This window comes from Micromonospora sp. NPDC005707 (assembly GCF_040631005.1).
Lineage (GTDB): Bacteria > Actinomycetota > Actinomycetes > Mycobacteriales > Micromonosporaceae > Micromonospora.
In genome coordinates, this window is sequence record NZ_JBEXYR010000018.1 from 34,398 (window position 1) to 49,688 (window position 15,291).

Sequence of the window (15,291 nt, forward strand, 5' to 3'; positions counted from 1 at the left end):
TCGGCGCGCCTACTGGCACGGGCTCACTTGCAGGACTTGGCTCCCTTCGCGTACGCCAGGCCGAAACCGCCCGCCGACGAGTCCATGAAGATCACCTCGCGCCCCGCGCCCGCCGTCGCGAACATCTGCGCGCCCGGGCTGCACGACGCCGGGCCGACGTACTTCCCGGTGAACGTGTACTGCTTGAGCTTCGGGTTGAGCGAGTTGTCCGGGTATCCGCCGGTCGAGAGCCAGAGGTCCGCGGGAGCCTCCTCGGTGACCGTGAGGGTCGTGTCGGACAGCGTGAGGACGTCGGCGCGGATCGCCTGCGGGGAGTTCTCCTCGAAGAGCAGGTGGCTGGTGCCCGTGGCGAAGTCGAAGAGCCGCACGGAGTCGTTGAACGTCCCCTGGCTCCACTCGCCGTCGACGTAGTGGCCGTAGTCGCGGTTGATCACCCAGCCGACGCCGGTGCCGGACAACTGCGGGTAGCTCATCGTCTCGGCGCCCGGGTCGCCGCCGGCGAAGGTCGTCTTGCCCGTCGCGAGGTCGTACACCTCGACGCCCAGCGACCACCAGGTGCCGTCGGGGTTGGGCTGCGCGTAGTCCTCGTACCGGACGTAGGAGATCTTCCCGTTCTTGACGCTCGGCGCCGTCGCGTTCCCGAGCCAGTCGGGGTGCGCGAGGGTGTGGACGGTCCGCGAGCTGCCCTTCAGGTAGCGCACGACGTCGCGGTATCCCTGCTCCGGGTCGTACTGGCTCCACGCGACGACATCGCCGTCGAAGCTGAGGCCGTCGATCCGGTACGGGGAGCTGAAGATCTCCTCGACGTGGCCGCCGCCGACGGGCGCCGACAGGATCCGGTTGGTCTCCCACGTCGGCGAGTCGGGGTTGCCCGCGATCGACAGCCACACGACCCGCTTGCCATCGGTGTACGGGAAGGTGTGGTTGTTCCCGTCGTTCGGGGAGATCCGGTACGGCGCGACCTTGCCGTCGAGGCGGCCCACCCAGATCGACATCGGCTCGGTGCGGTTCGCGTCCGACCGCGGCACGGTGAACCAGCCGCCGGCCATGCTCGCCTTGGTGTCGATGTACAAGCCGGTGTTCAGCCGGTCGACCAGGAGGTCGGTGTTCTTGCCGTACAGGCCCGCCTTCCACTTCGCGGTGATCCCCCGCGAGTCGAACGCCGCCCGCACCACCTTGAGGTCCTTGTTGCTCAGGCCGAAGGACTTGGCGGAGGCGAGAACCGCGTCGCGGGCGTCGACGAAGTCGGACATGGGCGCGAGGTAGTCGGTCAGCGCCCGGTAGACGATCTTGTCGGCGACCGCCCCACCGAACGCCTGACGCAGGTCCCACAGCGCCCCGGACACGATCGTCGAGTTGAGGTGCACGCCGCCGTCGTCCATCTGCGGCGTGTCCATGAGGTGCTGGAAGTCCGCCGTGGTGGCGCCGTCGTCCAGGTTGCGCAGGGCGCACTTGGTGGGCGTGAGCGTGCGGCAGAGGTCGCCGCCGATCAGGCTCGCCTCGGGGTCGGACATGGGCGTGCCGGCCGCGTCGAGGTCGATGGCGTTGCCGAAGTAGTCGGCGATCGCCTCGTTGAGCGCGCCCGGCTGGCCGGCGTAGACGAGGCTGGCGGAGTTCTCCACCACACCGTGCGTCATCTCGTGGCCCACGACGTCCGGGTCTGCGGCGAGCGGCAGGTACTCGTCGTCGCCGCTGCCGTACACCATGCGGGTGCCGTCCCAGTAGGCGTTGACGAACGGGTAGCCGCCGTAGGTGATGCCGACGATCGAGTTGATCGCCATGCCGTCGTCGTCCAGGCTGTTGCGCCCGAGCTCCGTCTGGAACCACTCGAACACCTTCGCGGCGTCCCAGGCCGCGTCCACGGCGCCGGCGTCGGTCAGGTCCGCGCCGAGTGTGCTCGACGGCGACGCGAACGGCCCGACGCCCTCGGGCAACTGCCCGTCGAGCAGCTCGTAGTAGTCCCGGCCCCGAGCGTCCCAGGTGGTGATCGGCACCGTCCGGCCGTCCGCGAGGGTGTGGGTCTGGTCGATCATGAGGTAGGGGCCGGCGTCGTCGACCCGGACGAGCGGGAGCGGCACCGGGACACCGTGCAGGCTCTTGCCCTCGCCGACGACCGGCGTCGTGCCGTTGCCCGACGCGGGCGGCTCCGTCACGGCCCGTGGCGCGACGGCGGTCCCGTCGGCGGCCAGGGCGGCGGCCTGCTGCGCGGTGGCGAAGGACTTGATCCGGCTGACGCTGAGCAGCGTCACCCCGTTCGTCGCGCCCACGTACACGTCGCGGAGCACGGGCTGGCCCGTGACGACGTCCTTGCCCTTGACGAGCACGCGCCGCGCGAGCACGCCGGCGCCGGTCGGCATGACCACGAGCCCCTTGTCGGTGCCGGTGAGGTCGGAGTGGGCCGCGTCAGGTGTCGTGCCGGGCCGCGGGGCGCCGGCCACGACGGCCGCACCGGGGTGCAGGCTCTTGCGCACGTCCTCGACCGCTCGGGAGATCGCGACGTCCGCGGGCATCGGGGTGCGGGTCGTGTCGACGTCGAGGTCCGTGAAGTAGCTGCCCGACGTGCCGGTCACCGCACGCTTGCCGGCCTTCTTCTCCATCCGCACCACGTACTGGGCGCCGAACACGGGCAGGCCCTTGTACTTCTGGTTCAGCCGGACCGTCTCCCGCGCGCCCTGCGTGTCGACGCTCGCCGTGGTGAGCGTGCCGGCCGGGTCGGCGATCTTGTAGCGGTCCTTGTGGCCCGTGAGGTGGGCCTTGGCGGCCTTGTCCGGTGCGATCGCGGCGTCGACGGGCTCGGCCAGGTCGTCCACGAGCGCGGGGGTGTCCGTCGCGGGTGCCGCGCTGGCCGGGACGGAGGCCTCCGCGGCCGTCGTCGCGCCCGTCGGCGCCGCGTTCGCGGCCTGGGCGGTGGTTCCGAGGAGTGCGGCCGTCGCCAGGATGGCGAGGGCGGGTGGTGCCTTGACTCTGCGCATCTGTTGCTCCTGCAAGGTGGTCCAGCGCCCGGCCGGCTCCTTGCGGCACGGGATTCGCTCACCCTCACCGCGGTGTCGCCACCGGCACAAGAACGACTTTGCGCATCTGCACAAGTCAGAAGCCCGCCGACGGAGAGCCGATCCGGCGGCCGAGATGCGTGTGGGGCAGCGCGCGGGCTCTCCCTCGACGTGGACGTCCCCACCACTGGTGTTGTCGTTGGGACCTTCAGGAGGTCATCTCTTGGACACCAGGATCCAGAACGTCCGGCTGAACGCCACGTCAAACGAGCAACTCATGGCGCTGGCAAACGCCGGGGCCGCAGCTTTCGGCCATACCGCCACACTCCAGGTGGAACAGGCCCTGGCCCAGCTCCTGCGGTTACGCGTCGCACAGATCAACAATTGCAGCTACTGCCTTCTGGTGCACCACGCCGCCGCCCGCACCGCCGACATCCCGCCGTACAAGATCGAGACCCTCACCGCGTGGTGGGAGACGCACCTGTTCACCGAGGAGGAGCGAGCCGCACTGGCCTACGCCGAGGCGTTGACCCGAGCCTCCGACGCCACCGTCGACAACCGGTTCCAGGAGGCGCACGACAGGATGGTCACGCACTTCACGGAGGACGAGATCCTGGAGATCGTGGCCGTTGTGATCAACATGAACATCTGGACGCGACTCAAGCTCGCCGAGGGTGCCATGCCCACGACGGCGCCTCCCGTGTGAGTTGACACCCGGAGCTTGTGATATCCCCGTCACCGGCATTGCATTGATCGTCCTGGGCGGAAAGGAGATGGTTCTGCAACCGACATGGCTCGTGGCGCTCTCGTGGGCTGTGCTCTTTGTAAGCCTTGCCAGCACCGCCGTCATCGTTATTGACCACTTTGTGCTTCGATACCGCCAGCCGATGAAGGTCATGGAGATTGTCTGGCCGGCAACCGGCCTCTATTTCGGACCAGCAGCCGTCCTGGCCTACCGACAGTGGGGTAGACCTCAGTCTCCCCGGTGGCGGGAGCGGCACCGCATCCCGCCCAGGAGGTCGCGACATGCCATCACGATAATCGAAACCTTACATTGTGCGACGCACTGCGTTCTCGGTGCCATCATTGCCACTCTTGTCACCTTCGGCTTCAGCCTCGAACTGTTCGGTAAACGATTGTGGCCTGAATTCATCGGCGACTACGTGGCCGCAGTGGCGGTGGGCCTGGCATTCCGCTACTTCACCGGGGCTGACACGGGTGGTCGAAGAGCGTGGGCCGCGATGCGGAGATTTCTCCGGGGAGACCTGCTGAGCGTGTCCGTCTTCGAGCTCGCCCTGTTAGGTTGGCTGGCGCTCATGGAGCTCATGGTTTTCCACGAGACCCTGCTGCCCAGTAGCCCGGTGTTCTGGCTCATTGTCCAGATCGGGTTGATCATGGGCTTCTTTGCCGCTTGGCCACCAACCCTGTGGCTGATCCGTCACGGTGCCAAAGCGGAACTGCTGAGCCCGCCTCGGTAGGTGCTCGGCCGCGATCCGTCGCGCCACGTCGACCTGGTCGCGGTGCCGGTCCGGTGCCCTGACCAGCAGGGACTACCCGCCGAGCCCCAGTTCGGCGACGTGCTTCGCGAACGCCTCCAGCGCCGCGGCGCCGACGGCCTTGTCCTGCTCGCCGTTGCCGCCGCTGACACCGACGGCGCCGACGATCTGGCCCTCGTACTCGATGGGGAACCCGCCGACGAAGATGGCGAACTTGCCGGGGTACATGTGGCTGATCCCGAACGCCTCGTTGCCCGGCAACGCCGGGCCGTTCGGCGGCTCGTTGAACTTGTGCGTCGCCCGCTCATGCCCTGCCGCGGTGAACGCCTTCGCCATCGCGATCTCCACCCCGGTGAGGCGGGCACCCGGCAACCGGTGCAGCCCGAGCACGTGGCCTCCGTCGTCGCAGACGCAGATCGTCTGCTTCACTCCGATCTCCTCCGCCTTCGCGCGGGCTGCGGCGAGCATGGGGAGCGCGTCGTCGAGCGTGATTCGGTAGATCCTGTGCACCGTGCCTCCTCTGCGGCCCCACTGCCGGGCGGTCCCTGCGACCAGCCTGCCCGGGCGAGCAGGCCGCGAACAATGGCTAGACTGCCGCGACCCGACGGGGCAAGCTTGTGCAACCTGTCCAAGGAGTTGCCATGGCTGACCCAGCGGGAGCACTGACTCAGGACGGTCTGCCCGGCGCGGCGGAGCCGCAGCAGCTGACGGTGGGTCGCCTCCTGCAGGAACGCTTGCTCAGCCCGGCGCGGATGACGGCCTCGGGCGACGTGCTCGACACTGCCGTCACCTGGTGCCTGCCGTGGGACGATGTCGCGGCCGGCGCGGATCCGCTGACCGGAGTCGTCGTCCACGCCCGGGCCGACCAGGTCCGAGCGGCGGTGCTGCGCAGTCTCGGCCAGCGCGGGGCGGCGGCCGTCGTCGTCGCCGGCGGTGCCGGTGATCTCACCGACCCGCTGGCCGACGTGCCGGTGGTCCACGTCGGCGCGCACGTCGCGTTCCGCCAGCTCAGCCAGCTGGTGGCGGAGCTCGTCCTGGCCCGGGACACCCACGTTCTGCGCTACGGCCTGAGGGTGCACCGTTCGCTGGTGGAGTTGCTGTACCGCGGGGCCGGACTGGCCGCCCTCGGGCACCAGATGGCTCGGCTGTCGGGATGCTCGGCGGCGATCCTCGACCCGCAGTATCGGGTACTGGCGTTCGAACGCAGCCGGGATCGCGTGTTCGAGCCGGCAGCGGTCGCGGACGCGCTGCGCGAGGACGAGTCCCGCCGGGCGGTCGGCAGGACCTCCGGGGATGGCGGCCCCTCAGGCCATCCGACGGGCGTCAACCCTGAACAGCAACACGCCGGGCCCCAGGTCCGCACGCTGCTGATCGACGGCATCAACGCGACGTGCGTGCTCAATCCGATCCTGCTCAGCGGTCGCCACGACGGCTGGGTGGTCATCGTGGAGTCGGCCGATCCGCCCCGCCCGCACGACATCGCCCAGCACCGCGTGGTCGTCGAGCAGGCCGCCACCATCGTCGGTACCGAGATGCTGCGGCTGCGCAGCATCGAGCAGGCCGAGGAGCGGGCGCGGGGCGACTTCGTCCACGCGCTGCTGCACGGCCGCTTCTCCGATCAGCACGAGCTGGAGGCCCGGTCGGCGCACTACGACTTCCCGGTCGGGGCGACCTACGGCGTGATCGTGGCCAACGGGCTCAGCTCGGCCGGCAGCCCCGACTCCCCCGCCGCCCTGTTCCAGCTGGCCCGGCACGCCGCCCGCGTCGACGCCCGACCGAACGCGCACACCCTGGCGACCGTCATCGGCGACGTGCTCGCGGTGATCCGGCAGGTCGAACCCGCGGGCCACCGGGACTCCCCGGACGCGGCAGAGCGAACGCTGGCGGACTTCGCGCGCACCCTGCAGGCGGAGTTGGAACGCAGGACGCACCGCGACGTTGCGGTGGCGTACGGACGCTGCGTCGGCGGTGCCAGCCGCATCTTCGACAGCTACCGTGAGGCGCGCATCGCGCTCGGGATCCGGAACCGTCTTGGGGTGGACCAGGTCTGCGGCTTCCAGGACCTGCGGGTCTTCGCCACGCTGGTCGAGCTCGCAGAGAGCCCGCAGGGGCGTGATTTCGCCCGGGACATGCTGGCCCCGCTGCGCAGCTCCCGGGCCGGCGGAAGCGACCTGGAGCAGGCGGTCATCGCCTACGTCGCATCCGGCGGAAACCTCAACGCCGCCGCGCGGGAACTGCACATCCACCGCAACACGATGCTCTACAAGCTCGACCGCGCCTCTCGGCTGCTACAACTGGATCTGCGGGAGGCCGAGCACCAGTTCGCCGTCTGGCTGGCGCACAAACTCAACCTGCTCGCCGAGACAGTGACGGTCGTCGACCGCGATCTCCACCCGACGTAGTTGCCGGCGACGTGCGATCGATGTCGAGCGGGGACGGGTCCGGGCCGACGAAGCTCACCACCAGCCCGACGGCGGCGATCACCGTGCACCCGGCGAAGAGCAGTACCAGATCGCCGTGCGGATAGACGACCGCCACCCAGGCCGCGCCCAGCGCCGACCCGCCGAAGCGCATCATGTTGAACAGCCCGAGGGCGGCTCCCGATCTCCCCGCCGGTGACCGGGTCGCGCCGGCGGCGGAGGGTGTCTGCACGAGGGCCACGCCCACACCTACCGCGAGGAGCAGCGCGACGAGCACCGCCACGCTCCGGCCCGTGCTGCCCGCGTACAGCCCCAGCAGCAGTTCCGCCGTGCCGAGCAGCACCAGACCGGTGCGCAGGATCCAGCGCGGCCGGCCGCGTTCGCTGAGCACGCCGACGACGGGTGCCAGCACCGCCATGGCGGCGGGCAACGCCAGCACCAGCAGCCCGGTGACGGCGGTGGTCCACCCGAGGGTCCCGGTGAGGTGGAGCGGCACCGCGACGAGCGTGGCGGCGAGGCAGAACATCTGCGCGGACGCGGCGACCGTGCTGCGCAGGAAACGCGACTCGACGATGAGACGCGGCCGGATGATGGGCGCCGCCGCCTTCGCGGAGGTGATCGCGAAGCCCACCAGCAGTCCGATGCCCGCCACCGCGAGCGCGATGGTGAGCCAGGCCGGCACCAGGTGGTGCGGGACGGCGGTGGCGGCCGTCATCAGCAACGCGGCACCGAGCGTCAGGGTCACCGCGCCGGGCCAGTGCAGCGCGGCGGCGTGCCCGCGATCGTTCGGCACCACCAGGACGGTGGCGAGCAGCAGGAGCACCGCGACCGGAGCGAGGCACCAGAAGATCGCCCGCCAGCCGGCGAAGTCGGCCAGCAGACCGCCCAGCGGCGGGCCGACGGCCTGCCCGATCCCGTTGGCGGCCGCCCACGCGCTCATCGTGCGGGCTCGCTGGCCCGGCCCGTAGATGGTGGCGAGCATGCCCATGACCGCGGGTGGGTAGGCCGCACATGCCAGGCCCTGCAGGGCGCGCATCGATACGAGGACGGGCAGCGACGGGGCCAGTGCCGCCCCCACCATGGCGACCGCCATGAGGGCCAGCGACGCGATGATCGTCCGGCGTCGTCCGAACCGGTCCCCCACCCAACCGCTCAATGCCATCCCGGCGGCGAGGACCAGGACGAAGCTGCTCACGACGAGCACGCCGGAGGACAGCGAGACGCCGAGGTCGGCGGTGATGTCGCGCAACGGCACGTTCACCACGTTGTTGATGACGGTGCCGAGCAGTGTCGCACCGAGCAGGGTCAGCAGTACGGCGAGTCCCGCCGGCCTCTGCCGCGGCAGAACCTCCGGGGCGGGCGGCGTGGCGACCGACTGCACCGCGCCACTGCGCGGTCGGGTGTCCCGCACATCCGTCCTTCCCATCGTCTGCGCAGCTCACCTACCGTTCGAGACTGCGCCGTGACCGTTGCGCGATGCTACGGCACTGTGCACAAACTTTGACCGCCGGCCTGTGCACATGGGTGATAGACGCTGACCTTGCACGCGCGGAGTCTGACGGGCAATCAACTCACTGCAAGAGTCCGTGAGGTGGCAGATGCAGCTAACGGCGGCCCACTGGGTCTATCTCGTCGGCGTTGTGGTGATCATCGCGACGATGATCGCCCGGAAGAACATCGTAGTCCCGGCCGTGGTCGCAACGTTCGTGACCGCGCTCGTCTTCTCGCACAGCATCGTCCGCGGGCTCTCCGCGGTGTTCAACGCCAGCCTCGTGGCGGCGACGAACCTGTTCAACATCTTCCTGATCATCGCGCTCGTGACCGCCATGCTGCACTCGTTGCAGGCGCTCGGGGCGGACCGGAAGATGGTCGCCCCGTTCCGAGGCGTGATGCGCAACGGCCACCTCGCCTTCTGGACGTTGGTGGTCGTCACGTACTTCATCTCCCTGTTCTTCTGGCCGACCCCGGCGGTGCCGCTGATCGGCGCGGTGCTCATCCCGGTGGCGATCCGCGCGGGGCTGCGGCCGATGGCCGTCGGCCTGGTGGTGGCCATCGCCGGCCAGGGGATGGCCCTCTCCTCCGACTACGTCATCCGGGTCGCCCCGGGGCTGTCGGCGAAGGCGGCGGGAGCGGACCCGAACGTGGTGGCCGACCGGGCCATGGTGCTCTCGCTCGTCGTCGGTGGGGTCGCCCTCGCGGTCGCCTACCTGATGGAGTTCCGCACGATGCGCCGACCCGACCCGGCCCTGCTCGCCGAGTGGGAGTCGACGGCGGACGGCAGCGGCGAACGCGTGAAGGACCTCGCGGTCACCGAGCGGGAGCGCGAGCTCGTGGGCGCGGGCGATCGGCCGGCGGGTGGCGGCGATGTGCCGTCCCTGCGGGGCGGTCCGCCGACGGTCGGCCACGGCGTCGCGCTGCGGGAGGAGTACGACGAGGAGCTGCGGGACGGCCCCGGGGAGGCGGCCCCCGGCTACCGGGGCAACCCCCTGGTGCCGACCTTCTTCGCCATCTTCGTACCGGTGGCCTACCTGGCGCTGATCGTCTACATGGTGGTCGCGAAGTTCTCCGAGAGCGTGCCCGACCTGCAGGGCGGCGACGCGGCCGCCCTGGTCGGCGGCATCGCGGCGCTCATCGTCTTCCTGGCGGCGCTCGCCGGTGACGGGAAGGGCTTCCTGGAGAGCTCCGCGGAGCACGTGGTCAACGGGCTGGTGTTCGCGTTCAAGGCCATGGGTGTCGTCCTGCCGATCGCCGGCTTCTTCTTCATCGGCAACGGCGACTTCTCCGGCCAGATCCTCGGCACCGCCGACCCGACGAAGGGGCCGGCGCTCCTGTACGACCTGGTCACGGCGGCGCAGAGCCACATCCCCCACAGCGGCTTCATCGCGGCCTTCGGCATCCTGCTCATCGGCATGATCGCGGGCCTGGAGGGGTCGGGCTTCTCCGGCCTGCCGTTGACCGGTTCGCTGGCGGGCAGCCTCGGCCCGGCCGCCGGGGTCAGCGCCGGAACGCTCGCCGCCGTCGGTCAGATGGGCAACATCTGGTCCGGTGGCGGCACGCTCGTCGCCTGGTCCTCACTCATCGCCGTCGCCGGCTTCGCCCGGGTGCCGGTGATCGCGCTCGCCCGCAGATGTTTCATCCCGGTGGTCAGCGGGCTCATCGTGGGCACCATCTTCGCCGTGGTCGTCTTCCCGTAGCCGGCGGCGACACGAACGACGGAGGCGGCGGGCGCCGGCCCGCCGCCTCGGCCGTGCCGGGACAGCTCAATCGGTGGTGACGGCGACGGTGAGCTCCACCTCGACGGGCGCCCCGGAGGGCAGGCTCGACACCCCGACGGCCGAGCGCGCGACGCTGCCCCGTTCGCCCAGCCAGTCGCGCAGCACCTCGGACGCCCCGTCGGCGACCGCGGAGTGCTGCGTGAAGTCGGGACGGCAGGCGACGTACACGGTCATCCGCAGGCACCGCCGCACCCGGTCCAGCCCGCCGACCGACTCCGCCAGCGCGGCGACGGCGTTGCCGGCCGCGAGGCCGGCCGCGGCGCGCGCCTCGGTCACGGTCAGATCCGCGCCCACCAGGCCGCGCACGGCGAGCCGGCCGTCCACGCGGGGGGTCATGCCCGCCGTGTACGCGATGCCCTCGTGCACGACCACCGGCACGTAGTGGCCCTGGGGGGCCGGGGGCACCGGCAGAGTGTTCCGGTCGCCGGGTTCAGCCACCGATCGCCATCCCGTCCTGCCGGGGGTCGGCGCCGCCGGCGAGGCAGCCGAGCCGCTCGTCGACGGTGATCGCCAGGGCGCTCCCGCCCGCGTCCCACGGCCCCACCAGCCGGACCGGGTGCCCGGCGGCGCGCAGCTCCGCGACGGTCCGCTCGTCCAGCCGGGACTCGCAGATCAGCTCGTCGGGCGCTCCCACCACGTCCGCGTCGCTGCCGGGGAACACCGTGAACCGCGGCGCCGACACCGCCTGCTGCGGATCCATGCCGTGGTCGATCAGGTGCGACAGCACCTGCATGTTCCACTGCACCTGCCCGTCCCCGCCGGGTGTGTTGCCGACGTGCCGCAGCGCTCCCCCGGCGTCGGTCACCAGCCACGCGAGGCAGGTGTGCAGCGGACGGCGGCGCGGTCGTACCTGGTTCGGGTGGTCCTCGACCAGGTACGCGCCGCGCCCCAGCCGGTTGTTGAGCATGATGCCGGTCCCCGGGATGGTGATCCGGGCGCCGAAGGTGAAGGCGAGCGAGTGGATGAAGCTGACCGCGCGGCCGTCGCCGTCGACCGCGAGGGTCGTCGTGGTGTCCCCGTCGGGCGTCAGTCCGGCCGTCACGAGCGGATGGGCTCCGGCGGCCAGCTTCGCCCGTACGTCGGCGACCGCCTCGGGTCGCAGCAACGCCCGCCAGGCGTCCGTGTCGGTGCCGCAGCGGTCCCACCGGTCCCGGAATGCCTGCCGGGCCGCTCCGGCGAGCCGGCTCACCGCGTCCGCGCTCAGCCACGGCAGCCCGGCGAGCGTCCCGTCGCAGACGGCCGCCTGCTGCAGCACCATCCAGCCGGGGGTGGGCAGTGGTGTCGTGTGCAGAACCAGGTCGCCGTACCGCCCGGCGATCGCCTCGCCCACGAGCGGGAGGCCGGAGGCCGCCCACTCGTCGCCGCTGAAGGGAGCCCCCGCCGCTGCCAGCGCGGCCACCGCCCGCTCGGCCAGCTCACCGCTGTAGAGCGCACGGGGATCGGCGGCCAGCAGCCGCAGCGAGTCGGCGAGCTCCGGCTGGGCGAGCCGTTCGCCGACCTGCGGGGCCCTACCGTCGCGCAGGAACGTCCGTCGGGCCCCCTCGTCGGCGCGTAGCTGCGCCTCGTGGTCGAGGATGTCCGCGCGGGTCTTGCGGGTGCAGGGCAGACCACGCTCGGCGGCGGCGATCGCCGGCGCCCACAACTCGGGCAGGCCGCGCGTCGCCCCACGGGCGTGCAGCGCGGCGATCGCGGCCACCGCACCCGGAGCCGCCACGGCGAGCGCCCCGCTGAGGGGAATAGCGGACAGGCCCTGGCCGCGGTAGAACGCCAGGTCGCCGCCGTCCGGCCCGTACCCGCTGCCGTTGACGGTCCACACCGATCCGTCCGGCTCCCGCACCACGGCGAAGGCGTCGCCGCCGACGCCGCACTGGCCCGGCAGTGCCAGCCAGGACATCACTGCCATCGCCACGGTCGCGTCGATCGCGGTGCCGCCCTCGGCGAGCACGCGGTGACCGGCGGCGCTCACCGACGGGTGGCTCGAGATCGCCATGTGGTCGCCGGCGAGGACGGGGTTGCGGGTGGGCGCCGGCCCGTTCACGCTCACTCCGGACCCTTCACCGGCTTGCGGCGGCGGGGGCCACCGGTCGCGATGTCCTCCGGTGTCACGCCCACGTAGATCTGGCCGTCCTGTTCGCGCACGGGGAAGGTCCTGATCGGTTCGGTGGCGGGCGGGCAGACCGGCTCGCCCGTCTCGAGATCGAAGACGCTGCCGTGGCAGGAGCAGCCGATGCCGTCGTCGACAAGCTTGCCCGACGACAGCAGGCAGTCCAGATGTGTGCAGTAGTTCGACGTCGCGTACGCCCTGCCCTCGGAGCGCGCGACGCACAGCTCCAGGCTGTCGGCGTAGAAGCGGCGGACGTACCCGTCGGGCACCTGGCCGGAGCGGGCGACGCGGACGAATCGGACGTCACCCGGCCCCCCGCCGTCGTCCGCGGCGCCGATGACCTCGGAGGCGCTCATGAGCCCACGTACACGGTCTTGTCGACGGTGTAGAAGTGCATCATCGTCTCCCCTGCCTGTTCCTTGAACGTCTGGGTGCTGGAGTTCTTCACACCGCCGAACGGGGCGTTCATCGCCATCCCCGTGGTGGGCTGGTTGACCTTCACCAGGCCGCTGTCGACCCGGCGGGCGAAGTCGAGCGCGCGGCCGAGGTCGCGGGTGACGATCCCGGCGGACAGGCCGTACGCCGTGTCGTTGGCGACGCGGATCGCGTCGTCGAAGGAGTCGACGCGCAGCACGGCCAGGACCGGCCCGAAGATCTCCTCCTGCGCCAGCGGCGACGACCGGTCGACGTCGGTGAAGACCGCCGGACGGACGAAGTTGCCGTGTTCCAGGCCAGGGTCGAGCGGCTCGTCGCCGGCGCGGAGAACGGCGTCGGCGGTCGCCGCGAGGTCCAGGTAGTGCCGGGTCCGGTCCAGTTGGCCGCGGGTGGCGAGGGGGCCCATCTGCACCCCGTCGGAGAGACCGTTGCCCACCCGGCGGGCGCGGGCGAGGGCGACGATCCGCTCGACCAGCGCATCGTGCACGGCGTCGTGGACGACCAGGCGGCTGGTGCCGGTGCACGCCTGCCCGCTGAGGCCGAACGCCCCACGGACCACGATGTCGGCCGCCCGGTCGAGGTCGGCGTCCGCCAGCACGATCACCGGGTTCTTTCCGCCCATCTCCAGCTGGCAGCGCTGGCTGGGCCCGACCGCGCGGTGGATGGCCGCGCCGACGTCGTACGAGCCGGTGAAGGTCACCGCACCCACCCGCGGATCCGCGACCAGTGCGGCGCCGGCCTCGCCGCCGCCCTGCACGAGGGCGAGCGCACCGGCCGGGACACCCGCCTCGAGCAACGCCTCGACCAGCCGCTGGCCGATCAACGGGGTCACCTCGCTCGGTTTGAACACCACCCCGTTGCCCGCCGCCAACGCCGGGCCGAGCTTGCGGGACGGGATGTTCAGCGGGAAGTTCCACGGGGTGATGGCCACGACGACCCCGACGGGTTCCCGGGAGGTGTAGACGAGGCTGCCGTCGCCGGTGGCGTACGTGCGGCCGGCGACGCGCAGTGCCTCACCGGCGTAGAAGCGGAGGTTCGACGGGGTCCGACGGGTCTCGGTGAGTGCCTCGGTGAGCGTCTTGCCCTCCTCGCGGACCAACTCCCGGGCGAGGTCGTCGGCGCGGGCGGCGAGGATGTCCGCGGCCCGGTGCAGGACCGCGGAGCGCTCCTCCGGGCCGCGCTCCGCCCACTCCCGGTAGCCGCCCGCTACGGCGGAAACCGCATCGTGCGCGTCCTTCGCATCCGAATCCGGGAAGACCGCGACGACCTCGCGCTCGTCAGCCGGGTTCCGCCGCTCGCGGGTGCGCCCGCTGGCCGAGCCCACCCACTCGCCACCGATGAAGTTGCCCTTCACAATTGCTCCTCCAACGCCGTCAGGTCGGACAGGTCGACGTCCTCGTCGGCGAGGATGCGGGGATCGACGCTGACCCGCCCGGCGATCAGCTCCTTGGCGACGAGGACGTCCGCGCCGCGGTCGACCGCGAAGGCCGCCCGCACCAGGCCGTCGCGCAGATAGAACGCCGAGAAGTCGCACTCTTCGACCGAGCCGCGCACGACCAGCTCGTCCCAGACCGGCGCGTGGCCGGTGTACTGCAGGTTGTGCTCGTACTGGTCCGACCAGAACCAGTGCGGGTCCACGTACGGGGTGATCCGGCCGATCATGTTGTTGGCGGCGGCGGTCGCCTGCCGGCTCGCGTTGTCGAAGTGCTCGACCCGGATCCGCTCCCCGAAGAGCGGATGCCAGTGGTTGGCCACGTCGCCGGCGGCGTACACGTTCGGCACCACGGTCCGGCAGTGCTCGTCCACGAGGATCCCGTTGTCGACGGCGAGGCCGGACTGCTCGGCCACGGATGTGTTCGGCGTGATGCCGATGCCCACCACCACCAGGTCGCCCTCGATGCGCCCGCCGCTGGTGGTGACGACGACGCCGGTCGGTGTCTCGACGACCGACTCGACGGACTCCCCCAGCCGCAGCGTGACGCCCGCACGGCGGTGGATCGCCGCGCAGGTGGCGCCCATCTCGGGTCCGAGCACGCGCTGCAGCGGCACGTCGAGTGTCTCCACCACCGTGACGTCGGCGCCCCTGCCGCGGCTGGTGGCGGCGACTTCGGCGCCGATGAACCCGGCGCCGATGACGATCACGTGTACGCCCGGGCGGAGCTGCGCGCGGAGGCGGTCCGCGTCGCGCAGGGTGCGCAGGTAGTGGATGCGCTCGCCCTCGACCCCGGGCAGGCGGCGCGGGCTCCCGCCGGTGGCGACGAGGACGGCGTCCGCGGCGACCTCCGTGCCGTCGGCCAGCTCGACCAGCCCGCGCTCCGCGCGGATCCGGACGGCCGGTTGGCCGAGCCGCAGATGCACGTCGTTCGCCGCGCACCACTTCTCCGGCAGGAGGTGCAGGCCGCAGTCGTCGTCGCCGGCGAGGTACTCCTTCGACAGCGGCGGGCGCTGGTACGGCGCCTCCGGTTCCGCACCGAGCAGCTCGATCCGGCCGTCGAAGCCGCGCCGGCGCAGCGCGCGGGCGGCGACGGCGGCGGCCTGGCCGGCGCCGATGGTGACGATGGTCCTGATCAT

Annotated in this window: 12 protein-coding genes; 4 read left to right on the forward strand and 8 right to left on the reverse strand. The window is 71.5% G+C overall.

Features of this window, described 5'->3' with window-relative positions:
* Positions 1-23 precede the first annotated feature (23 nt).
* Complete coding sequence (locus tag ABZ452_RS28020) at positions 24-2,972, reverse strand: M4 family metallopeptidase (protein WP_357949033.1); 2,949 nt, start codon at positions 2,970-2,972, stop codon at positions 24-26.
* Between the two features lie 241 nt (positions 2,973-3,213).
* On the opposite strand from ABZ452_RS28020, the gene ABZ452_RS28025 reads away from it, so the two are divergent.
* Both ABZ452_RS28025 and ABZ452_RS28030 read left to right on the forward strand, forming a co-directional pair.
* Positions 3,214-3,696 (forward strand): carboxymuconolactone decarboxylase family protein, encoded by a 483-nt coding sequence (locus ABZ452_RS28025; RefSeq protein ID WP_357949035.1) that lies wholly within the window; start codon positions 3,214-3,216, stop codon positions 3,694-3,696.
* Positions 3,697-3,763: 67 nt separating this feature from the next.
* Positions 3,764-4,468, forward strand: coding sequence for a DUF4396 domain-containing protein (locus tag ABZ452_RS28030; RefSeq protein WP_357949037.1), 705 nt, complete (start codon positions 3,764-3,766; stop codon positions 4,466-4,468).
* Positions 4,469-4,540: 72 nt separating this feature from the next.
* On the opposite strand, the gene ABZ452_RS28035 is transcribed toward ABZ452_RS28030, so the two are convergent.
* Positions 4,541-4,996 (reverse strand): heme-binding protein, encoded by a 456-nt coding sequence (locus tag ABZ452_RS28035; protein ID WP_189195936.1) that lies wholly within the window; start codon positions 4,994-4,996, stop codon positions 4,541-4,543.
* Positions 4,997-5,127: 131 nt separating this feature from the next.
* On the opposite strand from ABZ452_RS28035, the gene ABZ452_RS28040 reads away from it, so the two are divergent.
* Complete coding sequence (locus tag ABZ452_RS28040; protein ID WP_357949040.1) at positions 5,128-6,888, forward strand: helix-turn-helix domain-containing protein; 1,761 nt, start codon at positions 5,128-5,130, stop codon at positions 6,886-6,888.
* On the opposite strand, the gene ABZ452_RS28045 is transcribed toward ABZ452_RS28040, so the two are convergent.
* Positions 6,833-8,332 (reverse strand): MFS transporter, encoded by a 1,500-nt coding sequence (locus ABZ452_RS28045; protein WP_357949043.1) that lies wholly within the window; start codon positions 8,330-8,332, stop codon positions 6,833-6,835. The genes ABZ452_RS28040 and ABZ452_RS28045 overlap by 56 nt on opposite strands.
* 172 nt (positions 8,333-8,504) lie before the next feature.
* Here ABZ452_RS28045 and ABZ452_RS28050 point away from each other — a divergent pair, with 172 nt between their 5' ends.
* A complete protein-coding gene (locus tag ABZ452_RS28050) occupies positions 8,505-10,100 on the forward strand; it encodes a hypothetical protein (protein WP_357949046.1) in 1,596 nt (531 codons plus the stop codon).
* Positions 10,101-10,166: 66 nt separating this feature from the next.
* On the opposite strand, the gene ABZ452_RS28055 is transcribed toward ABZ452_RS28050, so the two are convergent.
* Genes ABZ452_RS28055 through ABZ452_RS28075 form a run of 5 tightly spaced genes read right to left on the reverse strand, consistent with a single transcriptional unit; the run spans position 10,167 to position 15,291 of the window.
* Positions 10,167-10,586: a RidA family protein gene (locus ABZ452_RS28055; protein WP_357949049.1), complete on the reverse strand. Its 420-nt coding sequence runs from the start codon at positions 10,584-10,586 to the stop codon at positions 10,167-10,169.
* A 25-nt stretch (positions 10,587-10,611) separates the two neighbouring features.
* A complete protein-coding gene (locus tag ABZ452_RS28060; protein ID WP_357949052.1) occupies positions 10,612-12,225 on the reverse strand; it encodes a gamma-glutamyltransferase in 1,614 nt (537 codons plus the stop codon).
* Complete coding sequence (locus tag ABZ452_RS28065) at positions 12,222-12,641, reverse strand: non-heme iron oxygenase ferredoxin subunit (protein WP_357949054.1); 420 nt, start codon at positions 12,639-12,641, stop codon at positions 12,222-12,224. The genes ABZ452_RS28060 and ABZ452_RS28065 overlap by 4 nt, the downstream gene beginning before the upstream one ends.
* Positions 12,638-14,074 (reverse strand): aldehyde dehydrogenase family protein, encoded by a 1,437-nt coding sequence (locus ABZ452_RS28070; RefSeq protein ID WP_357949057.1) that lies wholly within the window; start codon positions 14,072-14,074, stop codon positions 12,638-12,640. Before ABZ452_RS28070 ends, ABZ452_RS28065 begins: the two co-directional genes overlap by 4 nt.
* A complete protein-coding gene (locus tag ABZ452_RS28075) occupies positions 14,071-15,291 on the reverse strand; it encodes an FAD-dependent oxidoreductase (protein ID WP_357949060.1) in 1,221 nt (406 codons plus the stop codon). Before ABZ452_RS28075 ends, ABZ452_RS28070 begins: the two co-directional genes overlap by 4 nt.

Coding starts and splice junctions, on each gene's coding strand:
- ABZ452_RS28075 (WP_357949060.1), bottom strand. CDS start 15,291: ATGATCAGGACCATCGTCACCATCGGCGCCGGCCAGGCCGCCGCCGTC.
- ABZ452_RS28050 (WP_357949046.1), top strand. CDS start 8,505: ATGCAGCTAACGGCGGCCCACTGGGTCTATCTCGTCGGCGTTGTGGTG.
- ABZ452_RS28040 (WP_357949040.1), top strand. CDS start 5,128: ATGGCTGACCCAGCGGGAGCACTGACTCAGGACGGTCTGCCCGGCGCG.
- ABZ452_RS28020 (WP_357949033.1), bottom strand. CDS start 2,972: ATGCGCAGAGTCAAGGCACCACCCGCCCTCGCCATCCTGGCGACGGCC.
- ABZ452_RS28065 (WP_357949054.1), bottom strand. CDS start 12,641: ATGAGCGCCTCCGAGGTCATCGGCGCCGCGGACGACGGCGGGGGGCCG.
- ABZ452_RS28045 (WP_357949043.1), bottom strand. CDS start 8,332: ATGGGAAGGACGGATGTGCGGGACACCCGACCGCGCAGTGGCGCGGTG.
- ABZ452_RS28030 (WP_357949037.1), top strand. CDS start 3,764: ATGGTTCTGCAACCGACATGGCTCGTGGCGCTCTCGTGGGCTGTGCTC.